General features: G+C 39.5%; 14 protein-coding genes. 6 read left to right on the forward strand and 8 right to left on the reverse strand.

Going from position 1 to position 20239, the window contains the following annotated elements; all coding sequences use genetic code 11:
* Positions 1 to 198: 198 nt before the first annotated feature.
* Positions 199 to 1197: a YecA family protein gene (locus H5183_RS15720; protein ID WP_182732139.1), complete on the forward strand. Its 999-nt coding sequence runs from the start codon at positions 199 to 201 to the stop codon at positions 1195 to 1197.
* A 1056-nt stretch (positions 1198 to 2253) separates the two neighbouring features.
* On the opposite strand, the gene H5183_RS15725 is transcribed toward H5183_RS15720, so the two are convergent.
* The gene (locus tag H5183_RS15725; protein WP_182732140.1) at positions 2254 to 3642 is read right to left on the reverse strand and encodes a HipA domain-containing protein; all 1389 of its coding nucleotides are present in this window, start codon (positions 3640 to 3642) and stop codon (positions 2254 to 2256) included.
* Positions 3626 to 3946 carry a helix-turn-helix domain-containing protein gene (locus H5183_RS15730; RefSeq protein WP_145242858.1) on the reverse strand — a complete coding sequence of 107 codons (321 nt, stop codon included), beginning with the start codon at positions 3944 to 3946 and terminating at the stop codon, positions 3626 to 3628. The genes H5183_RS15725 and H5183_RS15730 overlap by 17 nt, the downstream gene beginning before the upstream one ends.
* A gap of 884 nt (positions 3947 to 4830) precedes the next feature.
* Between H5183_RS15730 and H5183_RS15735 the strand changes: the two genes are divergently transcribed.
* The 3 genes from H5183_RS15735 to H5183_RS15745 all read left to right on the forward strand — a co-directional run bounded on the left by H5183_RS15735 (position 4831) and on the right by H5183_RS15745 (position 9999).
* On the forward strand, positions 4831 to 5844 hold the full coding sequence (locus tag H5183_RS15735; protein ID WP_182732141.1) for a nuclease-related domain-containing protein: 1014 nt from the start codon (positions 4831 to 4833) through the stop codon (positions 5842 to 5844).
* Positions 5845 to 6158: 314 nt separating this feature from the next.
* A complete protein-coding gene (locus H5183_RS15740; RefSeq protein WP_182732142.1) occupies positions 6159 to 9311 on the forward strand; it encodes a DUF3427 domain-containing protein in 3153 nt (1050 codons plus the stop codon).
* A 34-nt stretch (positions 9312 to 9345) separates the two neighbouring features.
* A complete protein-coding gene (locus tag H5183_RS15745) occupies positions 9346 to 9999 on the forward strand; it encodes a hypothetical protein (RefSeq protein WP_182732143.1) in 654 nt (217 codons plus the stop codon).
* Between the two features lie 155 nt (positions 10000 to 10154).
* On the opposite strand, the gene H5183_RS15750 is transcribed toward H5183_RS15745, so the two are convergent.
* The 6 genes from H5183_RS15750 to H5183_RS15775 form a co-directional block, all read right to left on the reverse strand.
* Positions 10155 to 12116, reverse strand: coding sequence for a DUF3732 domain-containing protein (locus H5183_RS15750; protein ID WP_182732144.1), 1962 nt, complete (start codon positions 12114 to 12116; stop codon positions 10155 to 10157).
* Entirely contained in the window at positions 12113 to 12589 is a 477-nt protein-coding gene (locus H5183_RS15755) for a three component ABC system middle component (protein WP_182732145.1), read from the reverse strand. Before H5183_RS15755 ends, H5183_RS15750 begins: the two co-directional genes overlap by 4 nt.
* Positions 12586 to 13698 (reverse strand): hypothetical protein, encoded by a 1113-nt coding sequence (locus H5183_RS15760; protein WP_182732146.1) that lies wholly within the window; start codon positions 13696 to 13698, stop codon positions 12586 to 12588. The genes H5183_RS15755 and H5183_RS15760 overlap by 4 nt, the downstream gene beginning before the upstream one ends.
* Positions 13699 to 14241: 543 nt before the next feature.
* The gene (locus H5183_RS15765) at positions 14242 to 14637 is read right to left on the reverse strand and encodes a hypothetical protein (protein ID WP_033103049.1); all 396 of its coding nucleotides are present in this window, start codon (positions 14635 to 14637) and stop codon (positions 14242 to 14244) included.
* 92 nt (positions 14638 to 14729) lie between these two features.
* Positions 14730 to 16265: an HNH endonuclease gene (locus tag H5183_RS15770; protein WP_182732147.1), complete on the reverse strand. Its 1536-nt coding sequence runs from the start codon at positions 16263 to 16265 to the stop codon at positions 14730 to 14732.
* Positions 16262 to 16861: a bifunctional 2-polyprenyl-6-hydroxyphenol methylase/3-demethylubiquinol 3-O-methyltransferase UbiG gene (locus H5183_RS15775; protein ID WP_182732148.1), complete on the reverse strand. Its 600-nt coding sequence runs from the start codon at positions 16859 to 16861 to the stop codon at positions 16262 to 16264. Before H5183_RS15775 ends, H5183_RS15770 begins: the two co-directional genes overlap by 4 nt.
* Positions 16862 to 17761: 900 nt before the next feature.
* Here H5183_RS15775 and abiEi point away from each other — a divergent pair.
* Positions 17762 to 18286, forward strand: coding sequence for a type IV toxin-antitoxin system AbiEi family antitoxin (abiEi, locus tag H5183_RS15780; protein WP_182732149.1), 525 nt, complete (start codon positions 17762 to 17764; stop codon positions 18284 to 18286).
* Entirely contained in the window at positions 18287 to 19177 is an 891-nt protein-coding gene (locus H5183_RS15785; RefSeq protein ID WP_182732150.1) for a nucleotidyl transferase AbiEii/AbiGii toxin family protein, read from the forward strand. It abuts the gene before it with no gap.
* Positions 19178 to 20239: the final 1062 nt, after the last annotated feature.

Genomic DNA, 20239 nt, shown 5'->3' on the forward strand with positions numbered 1-20239 from the left:
ATTTAGCAGAGGCAAATAGCTTGCTTAATTGCCTCATTGTGTGAGTTAGCGAGTTTATGCAAACATCCTAGCGCTTTTACAATTGTAGAAACGGCTATTTAAGCTTGCTAATATCAAATCATTGCAAACCTTACTTTGACCCAACATCAGTAAATTGATTAGAATTACGCAAAGTTTCGAAACTAAGAGTTATTTCATATGAAGTTAGGCAGAAACGATCCATGCTCGTGTAATAGCGGTAAAAAATATAAGCGTTGTTGTATGGATAGCGCATCAAAGCAGCACAGCGAAGTATTTGACGAAATAGCACACACTATTGCGGCTAACCCTGATTTAAGCCTAGATGAAATGAATCTGATAGCTCAACATAAAATTTCAGGCATCAACAATAGTTCATTAGATGATTTTTGCGGCCTGTCAGCCAATCAAATGGATAATTGGCTAAGAGCACCATTTAATGAGTTGGCAAGGGTAACAATAAGTATACCTAATGAGCTAACAACAAGTCCTGTGATGCGTTACTTAGCGATAATACTAGATGAAGCGATGCAACAAGGAGGATCATTTAAAGCAACAACCAAAGGTAATTTACCAGCCAAAATAGCCAAGCAAGCAAGTGAATTACTCCCAGAGTTTGCCGTATCTGAGTATGAAAAGCCAGTCAGTATCAGTGAGTTTGCAGGTAGTAACGAAGACAAAATTAACGCCTTACATTACACCCGAATTTTGGCAGATATTGCAGGTATTATTTACCTTAAGAGCGGCCGTTTCCATGTTAAAAAAACCGCCCAAAAACAGTATCAATCACAGGGAGTTAAAGCATTCTTCTTACCTATGCTTGAAGCTGCCACCACACACTATAATTGGGCCTATTTTGATAGCTTTGTCAGTAATTGCGATCTACGCACTTTTTGGCTCTTTATGGTGTGGCGAATCCAAATACACGGTTCGGTTGAGCAATTGACTGAAGAAGTCATCACCGCATTCCCAGCCCTACTAAATGAAGTGCCAGCTACGCAATACAAAGATCCACAAGATTTGTTAGGTGTTTTAATCAGATCCCGTTTTATAGAGCGGTTTTTAGAGTTTTGGGGATTTATTACGGTAAACCCTAAGCGCTTTGCAGATGGCAAACCCATTGCGATAAAAACAAATATACAACCTTTATTAAAACAAACCTTTGCGTTTGATATATAAAAAAGTGCACACTTTATTCGCCTCACACAGTGAGGCAAATAACAAACTTAATTGCCTCATTGTGTGAGTTTGCGAATTGAAATCGTAGGAACTGGCTTTAGCCGTGATTATCTTAAAAACAATTTTACCACCGAGCTCACCGAGGCGCGGCGCTGCACAGAGAAGATAAAAAGTGCTTCGAGCGACGGGCTGTGGGCTAACCCTAGCTAGCTCCTTTTACTGTCGTAGGAACTGGCTTTAGCCGTGATTATCTTAAAACCACTTTTACCACCGAGGGCACTGAGGCGCTTCGCTACACAGAGAAGATAAAAAGTGCTTCGAGCTACGAATTAACCCTAGCCCCTAGTCACTTCCCTAGAACCTAGCTCCTGTTACTACCGTAGGCGTTAGCTTGCTGACGCGGTCTTTATATTCGTTCTCTAAAGCGCAGCGCCTCTTAATCTCTGTGGTGAATACATCACTTACAATCAATTTGCACAAAGAGAAGACAATGAGGGTAAATAAGAATACAACGCAACGGGCTGCGTTCAGCGAGCTGATGCAAACCCTAGCGCCTAGTCACTTCCCTGTAGGAACCCGCTTTAGCTGTGATTGTTTTAAAACCAATTTTACCACCGAGCTCACCGAGGCTGCGCTACACAGAGAAGATAAAAAGTGCTTCGAGCTACGAGCAAATCCTAGCACCTAGCTCCTTTTACTACCGTAGGCGTTAAGCTTGCTGACGCGGTCTTTATATTCTTTCTCTAAAGCGCAGCGCCTCTTAATCTCTGTGGTGAATACATCACTTACAATCAATTTGCACAAAGAGAAGACAATGAGGGTAAATAAGAATACAACGCACGAATACAATCCCCTAGAACCTCGTCACTTCCCTAGAACCTAGCGCCTTTATCTTGCCTGTGATTGTTTTAAAACCAATTTTACCACCGAGGCTGCGCTACACAGAGAAGATAAAAAGTGCTTCGAGCGACGGGCTTCGAGCTACGAGCTACGAGCTACGAGCAAATCCTAGAACATAGCTCCTTTTACTACCTCACTTCACTACACCGAAGAAACTTAAATAAACGCTTTCATACTTGGTAACAGCCCAACCTGCTCACTCAGTTCGCCAGCTGCTTTATTGATAATGTTAATACATAAGCCGATGTGTTCTAGTTCACTATTAGACAAATTATTTGCAATAGCAGTCGCTTTAGCCATTGTTATTGCAGCTAATACTGACTGAATTGTTTGACTCATCAGTAGCTGCATACGCGCAAGAGAAATATCAAACTCATCAGCAAAATCAGCTAACATATAAGCCGTTATTTCATTACTAAAATTACCCGCGCCTTGTGAATTATAGTCACCTAGCGACATTGCATAATGCCTTGAAATAGCTAGCTTTGAACCACCTTTTACACAATCAATCCCCGCCTGTTCAATAATCGCTTCTATGTTTACCAAATCGTAAAACGGTGTGAGCTCTAAACCATTTTTGCCAACAAAAAAACTAATGTTCTTACCATGAGCATCATAATTACGCACTAGAATATTAAATGTCATCCAGCGAATAAGTTGCGCCTGATACGCTTGCAGATTCACTGTTTCAATATTGAAGAGCTTAGGAAAAGAAACACCATCTCGAATATAAATACCGTCCCCCTGATCACCGTGCTGACGCTCGTATTTGTAAGAAGGAGGCAAATTTGTCGCTTGGCACCCATCAATAACATGACGACGTAACACTCGGTTTTGCTCTTTAACAACACGCCTATCAAAACGATCGATAACAAAGGCCCGCATTTCACCATAGCTACGCAATTCAACGTCAGGCACATCAAGTCCTGCGCCTCTTGCCAGCAGCATAGTAAATAACTCATTTACGGCAATAAAAGGCGCAGCCCCCGTTTCAAACTTAAAGATTTTATTAGAGCATAACAGGCCTTCACCAAACCCTAGTTTTCCATCTATTTCGAGTAGGTTAAGCTTATCTTGAACCCCAGCAACCGAGAGCCTGGTTCGCCCATCCCAAAGTGTAATCGGCTCGCCAGCTTGCTTAAAACGGTTCAACTTTTGACTTAACTCATCTTTAGTTACTTCACGAAAGGAGGTTTGCTTTACTGCACAATTACTTGCTCTAAACGATAAAGCACCTGATGTCTCCTCGCCAATCACTTTAATTAAGCCGAAGGTGTTATTTTTTGAAATAGTCGTACTGCTAATTATTTCCTCAAGGCCTTTCCCCTCAGGCAATAAGTTTTGCAAATAATTACGTACTGCACGAGAGTCAAAATCGCCATTGAGTGGCAAATGTGGTGAAACAGCAAAACCCTCGTTGATCCATTTAGCCTCATAAGTAAATGAAATCTCATTTTCAGAGCCTATTGCCAGCGTTATCTCAGCCACCTTTTGCGATTGACCGATAAACACATCTAAACGATTGGTGTTAGTACCACTGTTCATCGCTCACCTCATCATTGCTATGAGCTATATCATCACTTACAAGGCTGAACGACAACCCTAAATACTCCATAACTTTTAGTACATTATGCAGTTGCACAGTTACATCACCTTTTTCTATTTTTATTAGCGTAGGCTTAGAAATAGCAAGCGCTTGTGATACATCCACTAATGTCAGCTTCATACCAGTTCGCTTTGCAGTAATGGCTTTAGCCAGCTGCATGGGTGAAAATGGCTTAGAAAGCTCAGGCATTTCAGTACGCTTAACAACTCTTCCGAGTGTTTTTTTGACGGAGGAATCGCTCATTTATGGTCAACTATAGTTTACTTATACAACCAATTCTAGAATACCTTAAGAAAAAGTCAACGATACTTTACTTTTAGACTAAATAATTAATCAACAAGACCATAAGTAAAATGCATTTAACTTATGAATACTTGTAATTAAATTAAAACCCATAAGTAAATTTTAATTGACTAGTTTATAGCGTAAAACTGGTAAGTTGAAAAACGGGCTACGGATTAATCCTAGAGGCTAGTCACTTCCCTAAAACCTAGCGCCTTTATCTTGCCTGTGATTGTTTTAAAACCAATTTTACCACCGAGCTCACCGAGGCGCGGCGCTACACAGAGAAGATAAAAAGTGCTTCGAGCGACGGGCTTCGAGCTACGAGCTACGAGCAAATCCTAGCTCCTTTTACTACCGTAGGCGTTAAGCTTGCTGACGCGAAAAGCGCAGCTTTTAAATTTTAGGCGGGAGTTTACCTCGCGCTTTGGTTTTTAATTGCAAATTTTTAGTTATGTCGCGTTGGCGACGGCAACCAAGGAGCGCATAACGCCGAACGCCCCTTGGAACCCCACGGCGCCCAGAGGATCACACTATTTCCTCAATTTAAATTAATGATATGAACGTAAATGCGATGAAACACGTCCTTGTGTAAGCATCGCTTAACGCGCATCCATGCGCTGTTATTACTCATCATTAATTTAATTTCGGGTGTGATCACGGGGGAACTGTCTTCACAGCAGTGTGTAATTTTGCCGTAGGCATGCAGCTTACTGACGTGAAAGGAATACTGTGATCTTCAGTGTTAAATTTGCTGAATATTTAAAATCAAATTAATCAGAGCAGTATTTTTATTAGGTACTTCAATGTTATTCTATACAAATACATGACTGAAAGGATGCCTCATGATTTTAAAAGATAAAACGCTCGTCACAACCAACTCAGCAAAATTAAAAGCAGGCCAAAAACAAGAGCTCGACGTAGCATTTTACTTACGCCGCGCATTTAAAGACCACCCTCAAGTATTTGTGTTTAATGATGTAAAGTTTAAACACAACGGTGAAACCGCACAGATAGACCACCTTATTGTTTACACCTACGGGTTTATTCTTATTGAATCAAAAAGTATTACTGGTGAAGTTGCAATAAACCAACATCAAGAGTGGAGTCGCAGCTACCGAGGGCAATGGCAAGGCATGCCGTCACCAATCAAACAAGTTGAGCTACAACTGGCAGTACTAAAAAGTTTAGTAAGAGACAATGCTCCTCAACTCCTGCCAAAGATGTTTGGTAAAATACAACAAAATTTTGGTGGCCGTGAATGGCATAGCATCTGTGCAATATCGAGTAATGCCATAATTAATCGAGATAACACGCCAAAAACGCTTGAAGAGCGACTTGTAAAATCAGAGTTTATAGCAGATAAACTTTTAGACATAATGAAGCTCCCGGCATCAATACCAAATGCCCTGCACTTTTTTTCAACCAATACTCGCCCATGGTTTAGTGAAGAAAGCTTAGTAAGGATCTGTGAGTTTCTTTTAGAGCAAAATATTACTCCTGCCACACAGCTAAAAACTGATGCAATAGCATCAAGTCTCAACGAACCAAGCCCAATTTATCAAAATGAAACGCCTACTCTTGCGCCAACCTCAATTGCACCAATAACTCAAGAGCAACCAAATGTTGCCAATGACGTAAATTTACAGTGTAGGCAGTGCAACAATCAAACCACGCTAAAAGCTCGCTCAGGTCGCTACGGCTATTTTGTTACATGTGCTGAGTGCGATACCAATACACCAATGAAAACGTCTTGCCCGCAATGTAACAGCGCTAATACCAAGGTGAGCAAACGCAAAGAGCTCTACTCATTAGTGTGTGGTGATTGTGAAAATACAGCACTTTTCAAATTTGATTGATAATGTCGCGTTGCCGACGGCAACCAAGGGGCGCATAACGCCGTACGCCCCTTGGAACCCCACGGCGCCCCGAGGATCACACTGCTTCCTCAATTTAAATTAATGATATGAACGTAAATGCTGTGTATTTGCCGTCCATGGCGAAGTCACAGCTTAACGCGCATCCATGCGCTGTTATTACTCATCATTAATTTAATTTCGGGTGTGACCACGGGGAATTTTCTTAACTACAGCCTTTAATTCAATAGTGAGTTAATGCTTGTTTACATTGCATTTTTTAGTAAACTGAATGCTCGCAAACAGGGAGCGATTTAATGCAACAGATTGGTATTTACGAGCAGTTAATTACGCAAGTAATTGAGCAAAATTTAAATCGCGATCAATTTTATGTCGGTGAACGCCAACTAGAATCGGCTGAGGCGGCTACGTGGCTTTCGCGCTTTTTAGGTAAGCTTGTTGAACATGCAATCGATGCTATCCCTAATTCAAACGAGCGTTTGCAAGAACAAATTAACCTCGCAAACAACCTTGTGCTTTGGCTTAAAGATCATATTCGCGACGACGAGCTGATCAATGAAAATCTTATCGACAGCCAAGGGCGTATTCTCACCGCACTGTTTAATACCCAAAACCCCATTGCCGCCAATCTTAAAGATTACTCTCACAATATTTTTCCGCTAACAGGGCTTACCCAAAGCGAATTATTCAGCGGTGCTAATGCGGGTATATCGCTCGAAACCGAGCTAAAACGCGAGATAAAATCGTCCGACACTATTTACTGGCTTGTTTCATTTATAAAATGGACGGGGCTGCGCATATTTAAAAATGAGCTTGAAGCGTTTACCAAAAGCGGCAATAAGCTCAAAGTTATTACCACCTCATACATGGGTGCAACGGATGCTAAAGCGGTTGAGTTTTTAGCAAACCTACCAAACACTGAGGTAAAGCTTAGCTACAACAATCAGCAAGAGCGCTTGCACGCAAAGTCATACTTGTTTATGCGTAATACGGGTTTTCATACCGGTTATATTGGCTCGTCTAATTTGTCGCATTCGGCGCTTACTAGCGGCCTTGAGTGGAACTTAAAAATTACCGCCCAAGAGATCCCGCACATTATAGCCAAAACTAAAAGCACCTTTGAAACTTACTGGCAATCGCCAGATTTCGAGCTATTTACTGGCAAAGTTGAATGTAAAGAAAAGCTCATAAATTCACTTAACGAGCAACGTGGTGTTGGCCAAGCAAGCAGCCAGTTTTATTTTGATATAACACCAAAAACCCACCAGCTCGCTATTTTAGAAAAACTAAGCGTTGAACGTAGCGTTCATGATCGCTTTAAAAACTTAGTGGTTGCAGCAACGGGAACTGGTAAAACAATAATCTCAGCGTTCGACTTTAAAACCGTTTACGATAAAAACCCAAACGCACACTTTTTGTTTGTAGCCCACCGAGAAGAAATACTAAAACAAGCGCAAAGCGCTTACCGTGGCGTGCTTAAAAATAACGACTTTGGTGAGCTGTGGGTGGGTAACTACAAGCCACAACGATACAAGCAATTATTTGCGTCAATCCAAACATTAAACAGCCAAATTGAATCGCTTAATTTAACTTCTGACTATTACGATTACATAGTTATAGATGAAGTGCATCACGTAAGCGCTGTAAGTTATCGCGCTATATTAAATCACTTTACGCCCACAATATTACTTGGCTTAACCGCCACACCAGAACGACAAGATGATGCCAATATACTCGATGATTTTTGCGGCGTAATAGCCGCTGAAATTCGCTTGCCAGAGGCAATAAATCAACGCCACTTATGCCCGTTTCAATATTTTGGATTAGATGACGATACCGACCTAAGCCAAATAACATGGCGAGGCGGCCGTTACGATATAAGCGAGCTAAGTAACCTTTATACAGAGGAGAACAGCCGCGCAAACAAAATTATATCGAGCTTGGCTGATATAGTTACCAATGTTCACGCTATTAAAGCGTTGGCATTTTGCGTAAGCCAAAAGCATGCAGAGTTTATGGCCTCTAAGTTTAACTTAGCAGGCATAAGCGCCGATGTGCTTATCAGCAAAAACACCAATGAGCGCGCGGCCAAACAACAAGCACTTCGCCAAGGTGAAATACAAATACTGTGTGTGGTAGATATTTTTAACGAAGGTGTCGATATTCCAGAAGTCGATACCCTGTTATTTTTACGCCCAACTGAAAGCCTAACGCTGTTTTTACAGCAACTCGGCCGTGGCCTGCGCCTGCCCGACAACAGCCAAAAACAGTGCTGCACCGTACTCGACTTTGTAGGAAATGCCCGCCCAGAATACGACTTTGCCAGTAAATTCCGCGCGCTGATTGGTAAAAGCAACCAACCGATAAAAACTGAAATCGAAAACAACTTCCCACATTTACCGCTGGGTTGTCGCATTGAGTTACAAGCGCGCACGCAAAAAACAATATTAAAAAATATTCAGCAAGCCATAAATTCTAAACGCCGTTTACAGCAGCTGATAAGTAGCTATTCGCAACACACCAATGACACGCTAACGCTAAGTAATTTTTTACGTATAAACCCGCAAGTCACGCTGGAAGATATATACAAACCAAAAGATAAAAAGCTCGGTGGCTGGCATTGGCTGAAAGGTGATGAAATACCCGCAGACCAAGCCGATATTTACGCCGCGTATTACCGCGCTATAAACACCCAATTACTCGGCTGCGACTCGCTCAGTTACTTATGCTTTTTACGTGATTTATGTAAAAAAGATTTTAGCTTTACCCCAACGCCACAAAATCAACAGTACGCGCTTATGGCGCACTACAACTTTTGGGATAACACAGGCACAAGTTTAGGGTTTAAAACCCTCAAACAGAGCTTACAGGCACTTAAACACAAAGAGTTACAACAGGAACTTGCCCAAGTGATCACGCTATTAATAAACCGCATTCACCAGCAAGAAAGCGATTTAACGTGCTTACCTAATCACGCAATCAAATTACACAGCCGCTACACGCGCCAACAAATACTCGCAGCATTTGGGGCGCACTCGTTTGATAAAAAATCGACCGCCCGCGAAGGTGTTTTAGAATTTAAAAACCAAAACCTAGAGCTGCTTTTCGTCACGCTCAATAAGTGCGAAAAAACTTATTCACCCACCACGCTGTATCACGACTACGCAATCAGCCCTACCCTGTTTCATTGGCAAACGCAAAACAGCGCCCGCCCAGAACACGGCCGCGGCCTAAGTTATATTGAGCACCAGCAAACAGGCAAAACCATCCTGTTATTTGTGCGCGAACAAGGCAAAGACGAAAACGGCCGAACTATGGGATTTGTAAATTACGGTGAGGTTAAATACCAAAGCCACAACGGCAGCCAGCCGATGAATATAACGTGGGAATTAACCAGCCCCATGCCAAGTAAAATGTGGCATGAAGCGGGGAAATTGGCAGTTGGGTGATGATTTGTTTTTAATGCGTTAAAAGGAATTTAATATGAGAACTAACCCGTGGCTAGAAAAGTCAAAACTAAACCTTATTCCATTAAGTTTAGCTGATGAATTTATAGAAGCTTTGAAAGAATGGACTTTTACAGGTGAAGTACAAGACTACGGAGATGCAACAGAAGATTGTGAACTCTGTGAGCATCCAGAGTTACGTTATCATTTTGAAATACAGAATGAAATTAAAAAAAGTTCTCTATGGGTTGGCTCTAGTTGCATATTACGCTTTCAAGAAATTGGTGTTTTTGATGAAGATGGAAATCGTCTTATTGATAAGTCATCGCGTAGTAAAGAACTAAATCGTATGCTAAAAAAAGCCTTAGAAGATAAAATGCTAGCTCCGTTACGCAAGCTCTGGAAAGCAAGAGACAGAAATAGTGACGAACGACTATTCATTGAACGAGCCGTTAGAAATTACAAACTACAATCAGCTTTTACGCCAATTGAGTTACTTAACTTATTTAAATTTTTAGATTCATCAAACATAAGTTATGATCCCAAAAATTACAAAATAAGCCTACGTTCTGACGACAATAAATATTCTATTTACTCAATGTCAAATGACGACTTACAATTAATTAGACCATGTTTTACAAATGAACAAATGAAAAAGCATACTGCCTTAATAAGTAAAAATAGTTGTTAACTATATAACGTAATAGGGCTATCAGTAAATTATCATAATACCTTACGCCATATTCCTCATTATTTAACTAATCTAAAACCATTGGAATATAAAATATTTCAATGGTTTTAATTTACAGATCATACATTCCAATATCTATTGTTTAGAATGAGGTATTAGATTAATTTTTTACCTTTAGAAGCCCAGCGCTCACGAATGAATTTATCCAGTTCAGGCTCATCCGCATGCTCAAGAACTATTACTTGCGGTTTAAAATTAATATTTTCATCCTCAGTTAACTCATTCAAGAATTCATTAATCACAGTAAAAATATTAATGACTTGAATAATATTTTCATCAACTTTATCTGTATCATTATCAGTAAGTAGCTCTTCTTTATTTGAAGACGAAAAGACTCTTCGAACTTTTGGGAAATAGACTTGACTAGGTTGATCCAAAAAGAGAACCGCCGGAATTGAGGCATTTTCTCGAACAGTGAGTTTAAGTAACGCTAAAAACAAACATAAATGACAAGCTAGCCAATTGGCCCCACTGCCCATCTCTGATAAATGTATTTTCTTGCTTTTATGAAGGTAGTAAAAGTTGAACGTTGCAAGATCAAACTTCATCTCACCTTGCTTTAACTCCTCTTCGAAGTCGAGTTTTCCTTTTAACGTATTCATTGTCTTATTAATAAATACATTTGCTTCTTCAATTTTACTTTTTAAATCATAGCCAGCTATCAAATCTTCAACTTCAGATAGCCTAGCTGTAATGTCGTCTGTTGGTTTGTTCTCCTTCTTTGGAGTTTCTTCTTCTAAGATCTGTTCTAAGCTTGCTTCAATTCGTCCTTTTAAAGTATATAATCTTGCCTTCAATGAGTCATCATTACTTATACCAATTGACTTTTTAATATCATTAATTTGTCTAGTTAACAGTCTTATTTCTTTTTTAAATTCATCACGTTGTTTCATCAAGTCTGATAAAAGCTCTGAATTATCTTGTTTGAATACCCCTACTTTTGAAAGTTCATCTATTAATGTGTTTCTAGATAATTGAACTTCCTTAACTATCGCGTTTATCTCTAAGGAATCGGTATTACACAAAGGGCAAGAAATTACCTCTGCAGGTTGGTTTTCAATATTTGAGAGTTCGAGAAGCTGCTGCATAGAATTACTATATTCTTGTGCATCTCCTGAATTTTCACCAACCTTGGTAATTAATTTATTAGTATCATACAATTTTTTTTCTATACTTTTTTGTTCAACTTTAAGTTTGGCTAGTTGCCTTCCTAAATCACTATTTTCATGGGCATTTTCTGGGACTTTGGGTAAGTTATTCGCTATCTTTGTTAACTTTGATAACTTTGATAACTTAATATCAGTTTCTTGAAGTTGCATACCTAAAGAATTAAAATAAAGCTTAATTGGCTTTTCTAATTTCTGAATTTTATTCTCTCTATCGATTTTTAAGCTGACGCTCTGTTTTTTATTTTTTTTAAGGTCTTTTAAAAGTCGCTCTTGCTCTCTTTTTAATGCGAAATATTCACCGTCAGCCCAACCTAAATGTATTGGAAAATCTGATACAGCCTTTGCTCGTTTATAGTAATCGTCAAACCGATAAAATATACTGTGTTTGTTTGCCACTAAATTTTGATGTTGAAACATAATCGATGCCGCATCACGAATGGTGGCTTTTGAACCTGTTTGGCGAGGTTGTTCATCAGTTTCTCTTGTACTTGTAACTGATAAACCTAAGTGTTGTTCAAAGTTAAGTTGTGCTTGCTTAATATCTTTGAGTGTAAGCGAATTGAGGTAACCCAAATTAAGTTTATTTTCTATATCGAAGTTAGTCTCGACTGAAAAGTAACATTTATTTAAATCTTTAATTGGACGAGCAATGATTAGCTGTTTGTGCCCTATTTTATAAACAACAGAAAAGATATTTGTCCAGTCAGTTACTTTTCCTACAGGGATAGTGGATCTCTTTGAGAACAAACAAAAATCAACAATCTCTATTAAAGCACTTTTACCTGTTTTTGAGTCACCTGTTATGATATTAAGCCCATTATCAAAGGTGAGATGCCTTTTTTCACCTGATTCAGAGAATAGAACAATGTCACTTATTATTGCTTTCATATGTACTTAACCTTTGTCTTCAAAAACACGTTCAAGTGCGTTTCTTTTGATAATAACAACCCTAGATAGTAAGCTGCCCGATAGAATTCTTTTAGTATTTTATCTTCAGATTTAAAGTCTACTAACTCATCCGTCTTTAGGTAAGATCCTATATTTATATTTGTATAAGAGGAGAGAAAAATTAATCCACCATTAGTGAAATCTCGCATATTTTCAACGAACTCATCCAAGTAATGTATTTCAAATTTATTTGATTCAGTCAGAATTAAATTATCAAAAGTACTTGCTTTACTAGCTTTCTCTAGAGACTTCCTCAACGTATCATTCATAATGACTGGCAGCAAAAGGTACATTAACTCGTATTTTATCCCATTGTTATTGACCGCTTGAGAACCTGAAATAAATCGGTGAAGTAAACGAGCAACAAATTCAGGGGAGTAAAGTAAGTTTGTTAGTTTACTGGTATTTATCATTCAACGTCCTCCTTCGTATATCTCCATGTAAAAAGTTCCATTTCGATACTATGACTTGCTTTTCCTGTCATAAAATAATGTTCAGTATCAGCCACATGCTCTATATTAATTACACTACTCTTCTGAAATGAATTATAAGCATTAAGTGAAGATAGATGCGCCGATTCAGTGCCGAGGTCGTTCTCCTCTAAACTCCCAACTTCTGCATCTTTATGTTGATAACACTGTCTTTTTACGTCTTCTTCAAACTTTGTCATCGCAGCTTTCATCAGAGCCGGTCTTTTCTGTAATAACTCAAGTTCACTGGATATTGCTCTTAGATAGTCTGAAACAGCTTCTGTCCTTGCTCGACTCTTCACACCGATATCTTTTAGCTCAGATAAAAAACTAAATGAATCAGCCGTACCTTTATTGATACTTTCTGTGTTCGTATTTGGAAATGGTATTTTATTTGTCTTGAATTTTTGACAATATATTCGAAAATCATCATCAAAGTCGTTTATATTTATATGCCAACAATATGGGTCCCCAACAGCTTTTAAGTTGATATATCCATGTAGCCATTTAACAGCATCCTCTCGATAGTCTGGATGAATAGACTGAAGGTAGCGATGGCTAGACAGCTCGCTCCAAAAGTCTTCAACTTTTGTTTGAGAGCTATTGATTACAAATACCTTAAGTATGGGAAGTAAATCCCCCCTTTTTGCTTTCATGATTTCTGAGTAATAAGTTAAGGCGGTATCTGAGGGCTTATGATTTTTCAGTAACGTATACTTTTTGGTTGGAGTTAATGAATTCCAATTATAAAAAATACTATCTATTGGAATCTTTTGTGTTGTATGAAGAATGAACTCACCCATGTCACTAGTATCTTCAATAACTATGTTTTTTAGGGTTTTCCAAAAATCAACTGAGTTACTCGTAAGGTTACCGTCTGGCAAATGATGCTTTACTTCTATCGACTTGGTTCCATCATAAATATCGCCAAAACATTCGAGCCATATAGTTTGATTTTTTTTTGCAATAAAGCATTGTTCTAAAGCAATAAGTACTTGGTAAACGAACCCTAAATACTTAGGTGTTGCTTGATTCGAAAAAGGCGTTGTCATAACTTTAATCCATACAATAAGTTCATGAAAATTATCTATTTAATATTAGCTTTTGATTTACATTTAATTTTTTATTATTTCTAATTACTTGTTATCAAATTATAAGCACAAGTATTCTTATCTCAGCAAACTCTGCGCCTGCAAGCCAAAAGCCGGATATAAACTCCCGTCTACATTTATAATCACCAATCTACCAACACACTCCAATTCCCCGTGATCACACCCGAAAGTTATAAATTGATGAGTAATCACTTGCATGGATGCAAGTTAAGCCGTGACTTCGCCATGGACCGCGAATACACGGCGCTTACGTTCACATCAATTTTTAATTTGAGGACACAGTGTGATCCTCGGGTGCGCCGAGAGAGTCCAGAGAGAGGTCGGCGGCAGCCTCTCTTTGGTTGCCATCGCCAACGCGATAAAACCTCAAATAGAGGTTTTAATCCCTTAAATTCACACACAAAAGCATCATTTATAAGCGCTGTATAATTTTATCTACATTTTCAAAGTTTCGCTTTGCATGCCTGCAACCTAGCAAAACCATTAACGATAACGCTCAACATCCTCTGGTTTTATTAAACTTAACTTTTCTAATTGAACTGCTACTGCAAGTTCAGAGCGCTCCATTTTTTGTGCTGCCTCTTTAATATTATTATTTGCTTTAAAAAATGAAGTTAATAGCTCTTTTTCGCGTTCTTCCCATGGGAAATGAGATCTTGCTGGTTTACCTTCTTGTAAATTTTTCGCGATTTTTTCATCCGCGGTTAGTTTAACTTTCTTTTTATTTTTATTCTTTTTACTGTCTGACAACTCATCTGCGAGTGAAAATAAGGCTCTAATAACCTCGGGTGTATTCACAATTGAATTCTTATTTAAAACTTCACCTGTTTCTGGGTTGAACCCATTTGCTAGTGCTCTAAGTTGCTCACTTAAACTCATATAAATTCCCTTTTTAAATCACTTAAAAATTCACGGCTAAAGCCAATTCCTACACTTAAAAGCGCGAGGTAAACTCCCGCCTACAGTTAAAATTACACAACCACTTGTTTAAACCGTGCGAAGGTTCGCATGCTTTCATCAGCAATCATTACCTCGTAATCTGGGTTTTGAGCAATTAGCTCATATTGCCCATTAGGTAATTTATTAACTTTGCGCAGTAAATACTGCCCTTCCCCGCCTATATCATCTCGCTCTATCGCCACTATTTGGCCGCGTAACGATCCTGCTTTATCGGACGTTATAAGCTCAAGTAGCAGTAAATCACCATCAAGTATTGGGTTTTTACCGCCATTCATTGAGTTACCCGATGCATGCGCTAAAAAATGCACTTGCGGGTCGAGCTTACCTGCGCCAAGTGGCGCGTCCATCAATTCCATATCGCTTTCATCCCCTGTTTTAAAATGCCCACAGGCTATTTTTATATTGGGGAAGTACGGCAGCTTTAATACATCATCAATTGATTTTAAGCTAACTTCGGGCTCAGCGACTTGATCTAATTCAGGTTGTGGTGCATTTGGAAACGTAAACAACTCAGCAGTTGGTTTTGCTTGTTCAAAATGGTCTTTATTTCCAAGCCATAATTTTGCGTTGTTTGCTTGTGCTACCTGATAGGCCCAATTGCTTACTGCGAGAGATTTATCTGCATCGCAGTGAAAGTACGCACTTAGCTCGTTGCTAATAACTTGGCTGTTAACAACCAAATTTTGGTTTTGCCAACGCTCGCGGTGCTGCTGTGCAGCTAAAAAGTCACGTTTATTGTTATTACATATGCGATGTGCTGCCACAAAGTTATGGCCTAAGTCGTTAGCATAACGAGCAAACGGTATAAAGTGATCGACTTCAACATCGTTTTTCATTGGCTTTTGGCAATAAAAACAGGTGTTTGATTGCAGCTCTACCAAAACAGGTTTTGCTTTGGTGAGTGCGTTACGGTCAAAGCCAAATAAAAAATCATGCAGTTGGCTTTGCGGGCCAATAAGTGTTTGGTTGTGCTTTATGCTTTGAATTTTTTGTAGCCACGCATTTTTAGCTAAATACGTTACTAGATCGTAAAAACGCCTAAAACAACTAGCAATGCCTGCATTCAAAGTAATGTATTTAGAGCTTTTAGTGTGCGGATATAAAAAGCACTCTTCTTGCTTGGCAAGTATTTGTAAGCGCCAAAGTGGGCCACTTTTTAATGTGGCCATAGCAGCATTAAAAGTCGACTTGTAAAAACCACTTTGCTTTAGCTGGCGTAAGTTACGAATATTGTTTTGTTGGCATTCAAACAATACGCTAATTACTTTTGATTGCGCACCGGTATTTTGTAAAAGCAATGCACTTTCACCAGTATGTTCTGAGGGAAACGGCATTGCATGATGCCAATACAAGGTAATGAGTTTGTCAGCAAGCGTTGGCAGTTCTATGACTAGTTCGCTTTGCTCTGACTTAAGTGGCTGTTCAACACAAACATCAGCCAAAGCATGCAGCAATGCAAATTTGTAGGTTGCACTAAAATCGCCCTCAACCAGCATGCGTTGAATATACGCAATAAAGTCGAGTTGTTGTTGCATTGTGCTCATCATAAAACAGGCACTGCTTTAATTAGGGCATTAAGCCACACTTCGCTTTCGCGCTCTGGTCGTTGGTCGACCGTTTGCCATTGTTTTAGTATTTTAAGCTCGGTGTGGTGGGTAATTAGCGCGGTTAGGCCATCTTCATTTAAATCGGTAAATTCGCGGCCGTTATGTACGCGTTCTTGCGTGCCATATTTAAACGACACATACAAAACCCCGTTTGGTTTTAGGGCATGTTGTAGCTTTAAAAACACCTGCGGTAACTCTACTTTTGGTACGTGCAATAAACTCGCGCAACACCAAATGCCATCGTACACATTGGTACAATTTAGCTGCTGAAAGGTTTTAACCTCTACAGCTTGTTGTAAGTAATTACTGGCTAACTTTGCAATATTTTCGCTTGCATCAAATGCACTAACAGTAAAACCTTGCTGTTTAAAATACATGGCATCGCGGGCACTGCCACAGCCTGCATCTAAAATATGGCCGTGTTTAGGGATAAGCGGTAAAAACTCAGCGTAAAGCGCCGACATATCAACATGAAGCGTTGAGTCGCTAAAGCTTTGTGCGTTTTGGTTGTAGTAACTGAGTGTTTTAGTGGTCACTTGATATACCGCTCCATGGTTAATTAATAATACTTAACTACTAGTGCGTTAAGTTTTCATTAAGTTTAACCCTAACCTAACATGAAAATGTATTAAAAATATAGAAATATTCGATGAGTACCAAGTACATAGCTGCTAATTAGCAAAAATTAAGAATTTAGTCTTGGTCATATTTATTGAGCGAAGGTGCTAGGTTTTAAGGAAATGACTAGGTGCTAGGATTAACCCGCCGCCCGTTATCTTCTCTGTGTAGCGCAGCGCCTCGGTGTTCTCGGTGGTAAAATAGCTTTTAAAACAATCACAGATCGAAAAAGCTGCGAGGCTCTAGGGAGTAACAGGCACTAGGTTCTAGGAAAGTGACTAGACTCTAGGCTGTATTCGTTACTCGTCGCTCGAAGCCCGATATTCGCAGCTCGTTGCCCTCGGTCTTTTGTCTGCTCATTTACTCTCATTCACTTCTCTTTGTGCAAAAAAATGGCTAGGTTCTAGCAAACTAACTAGGAGCTAGGTATGCGCGCAGCTCGTTGCTCGCAACTCGTTACCTTCTCTGTGTAGCGCAGCGTCTCGGTGCCCTCGGTGGTAAAATTAATTTTAAGTGATTTATTCACCACAGAGATAAAGAGGCGCTGCGCTTTAGAGAAAAACATAAAGAGTCTAATGTAGGTCGTGCTTTAGCGCGTCAATTTTCAACATTAGACATTGTCGCCATAAATGACGACCTACAAGGAAGCGCTAGGATTAGCCCGCCGCTCATTGCCCGAAGCCGGTTTATAGGGTGATATAAGTACGAGGGCTAGATGACAATACAAGTCAAACTAGAGTTAATCTAAACTCTAGTTTGCTTCAATTAAGCTTAAGGTCTACAATTAATAACATTATAAGTATGTAATTGTAGACCAAATGAATAAAGCAGAAAGATTATTAGCAATACTAGCTAGCTCTGTTAAAGCAGGTGGCGGTATTCATACCAGTGCAGAATTGGCTTTTATGATGGCTGAAAAACCCACTCCTGCATTCACTAAGTTTCTGACTGACAATGTTAATAAAGGGCTATTAAGAAGAGTCTGCAATGGTATTTTTGAAAGCACGCTCACGCCACCTGACCCCACCACCGCGATTTATAAAATAGTTAAAAAACTACGTGGCGACGTTTTAAATTACATTAGCCTAGAAAGCCAGCTCAGTTACACTGGCGATATTTCGCAAATATTAATGGATAGGTTAACGGTAATAACGAAAGGCCGTAGTGGCACATTTTCAACTCCGTATGGGGTTATTGAGCTGACCCATACAAAAAAACCAATTGATAAATTTGCGAACAACCTATATTTCGATAAAAGCATCAAGATGTACCGAGCAAATCCGCTGCAAGCGATTGCAGATCTAAAAGCCTGCAATCGCAACGTACACATGCTGGAGAACTAAATGCTAACAGAATATATACGCCAAATTATAGCTGCAAATCCAGAGTACGCTGGCGTCACGCCTGTGATTGAAAAAGAAATTCTTCATCACGACATTATGGCTGCAATGGTAAAACAAGGTGTTATGCCTTCGCTTACTTTTATTGGTGGCACCTCACTTCGTTTGTGCCATAACAGTTCTAGATTATCTGAGGATTTAGATTTTAATGGTGGGTATGACTTCAAGCCAAGTAGTTTCAGTGGCTTAGAAGTTGAAATCCAAAAATACATACAAAATAAATATGAGGTGCAGGTATGGGTAAATAAACCAGCTGAAGATAATCAAGCTAATACTTCATCTTGGAAAATAAGTATCGAAAAAGAAAGTAATCGTCCTGATCTTCCCCGCCAAAAAATGCATATAGATATTTGCGCTATCCCGTCATTTGATATCGAAAAAAGGCCATTAATAAATCACTATAATATTGTCGCGCCAACAGAAGGTTTGCTGATCCCTGTACAATCATTAACGGAAACGCTTGCAGACAAGTTTATTGCATTAGCCTACCGTGCTAGGCGCATTAAACCGCGCGATGTATGGGATATAGTATGGATAAAACAAAGAGGTGTTGCAGTATCTAAGCAACTGATCAATAAAAAGCTTGCGGCCAGGGGTAAAACCAACGAAGACTTTATTGAGGCACTGACTATTCAATTAGACAAGCTACAGCATGACGATGAAGTTCGTAAAGACTTCAATATTGAAATGAGCCGTTTCATTCCAAATCAAATCAAAGAAAGAACAATCGATAACCCTGATTATTGGCCATATGTACAATCAGAAATTAGTACTATGTCACTCTCAATCCTTAATAATGGTATTAAAAATAATAAGTTTGATATGGGGAGCTAACTTTAAGGCCTACAAAAAAGCACCTTAAAGGTAATATTTTGTAGACCAATATTCACTGTTCATGTGCAAACGATCTTTAAGTAATTTATTCACAAAGAGGCTAAAGGCGCTAGGTTTTAGGGAAGTAACTAGGTGCTAGGCTGTTTGCACAAGCTCGCTGCTCGTAACTCGAAGCCGTTATCTTCTCATTTACCCTCGTTCACTGCTTTTTGTGCAAAATGCCTTTAAGTGATTTATTCACCACAGAGGTTAAGAGACGCTGCGCTGAAGAGGTGATAGGTTAAAGGTGCTAGGTACTATCGGTGTAAAAACATATTTTTGTGGAAACAGGCTTTAGCCGTGATGCTGTTTTAGGTTATGTGTTAAAACCAATCGGCGCTAAAGCGCTCTCCTACGAAAGTAAAAGGTGCTAGGCTGTTTACACAAGCTCGCTGCTCGTAACTCGAAGCCGTTATCTTCTCATTTCCCCTCATTCTCTGCTCTTTGTGCAAATTGGTTTTAAGTGATGTATTCACCACAGAGGTTAAGAGACGCTGCGCTAAAGAGGTGATAGGTTAAAGGTGCTAGGTACTATCGGTGTAAAAACATATTTTTGTGGGAACAGGCTTTAGCCGTGATGCTGTTTTAGGTTATGTGTTAAAACCAATCGGCGCTAAAGCGCTCTCCTACGAAAGTAAAAGGTGCTAGCTGTATTCACAGCTCGCTGCTCGTAACTCGAAGCCGTTATCTTCTCATTTACCCTCATTCACTTCTCTTTGTGCAAATTGGTTTTAAGTGATTTATTCACCACAGAGGTTAAGAGGCGCTGCGCTGGTGATAAATAATAAAGACCGCGTCAGCAAGCTTAACGCCTACGGTAGTAAAAGTAACTAGGTGCTAGGGTGTATTCCGCAGACCGTCGCTCGAAGCACTTTTTATCTTCTCCGTGCAGCGAAGTGCCTCAGTGCCCTCGGTGGTAAAAGTGATTTTAAGATAATCACGGCTAAAGCCAGTTCCTACGGTAGTAAAAGTAACTAGGGGCTAGCTTTAGAGAAAGAATATAAAGACCGCGTCAGCAAGCTT

Origin of the sequence: Pseudoalteromonas sp. SR44-8 (assembly GCF_014163635.1) — a bacterium.
GTDB lineage: Bacteria > Pseudomonadota > Gammaproteobacteria > Enterobacterales > Alteromonadaceae > Pseudoalteromonas > Pseudoalteromonas rhizosphaerae.

Excerpts from the sequence above, each read along its gene's own strand:
- H5183_RS15760 (WP_182732146.1), bottom strand. The coding sequence starts at position 13,698 with ATGACAACGCCTTTTTCGAATCAAGCAACACCTAAGTATTTAGGGTTC.
- H5183_RS15720 (WP_182732139.1), top strand. The coding sequence starts at position 199 with ATGAAGTTAGGCAGAAACGATCCATGCTCGTGTAATAGCGGTAAAAAA.
- H5183_RS15730 (WP_145242858.1), bottom strand. The coding sequence starts at position 3,946 with ATGAGCGATTCCTCCGTCAAAAAAACACTCGGAAGAGTTGTTAAGCGT.
- H5183_RS15755 (WP_182732145.1), bottom strand. The coding sequence starts at position 12,589 with ATGATAAATACCAGTAAACTAACAAACTTACTTTACTCCCCTGAATTT.
- H5183_RS15745 (WP_182732143.1), top strand. The coding sequence starts at position 9,346 with ATGAGAACTAACCCGTGGCTAGAAAAGTCAAAACTAAACCTTATTCCA.
- abiEi (WP_182732149.1), top strand. The coding sequence starts at position 17,762 with ATGAATAAAGCAGAAAGATTATTAGCAATACTAGCTAGCTCTGTTAAA.
- H5183_RS15785 (WP_182732150.1), top strand. The coding sequence starts at position 18,287 with ATGCTAACAGAATATATACGCCAAATTATAGCTGCAAATCCAGAGTAC.
- H5183_RS15740 (WP_182732142.1), top strand. The coding sequence starts at position 6,159 with ATGCAACAGATTGGTATTTACGAGCAGTTAATTACGCAAGTAATTGAG.
- H5183_RS15750 (WP_182732144.1), bottom strand. The coding sequence starts at position 12,116 with ATGAAAGCAATAATAAGTGACATTGTTCTATTCTCTGAATCAGGTGAA.
- H5183_RS15735 (WP_182732141.1), top strand. The coding sequence starts at position 4,831 with ATGATTTTAAAAGATAAAACGCTCGTCACAACCAACTCAGCAAAATTA.
- H5183_RS15765 (WP_033103049.1), bottom strand. The coding sequence starts at position 14,637 with ATGAGTTTAAGTGAGCAACTTAGAGCACTAGCAAATGGGTTCAACCCA.
- H5183_RS15725 (WP_182732140.1), bottom strand. The coding sequence starts at position 3,642 with ATGAACAGTGGTACTAACACCAATCGTTTAGATGTGTTTATCGGTCAA.
- H5183_RS15770 (WP_182732147.1), bottom strand. The coding sequence starts at position 16,265 with ATGATGAGCACAATGCAACAACAACTCGACTTTATTGCGTATATTCAA.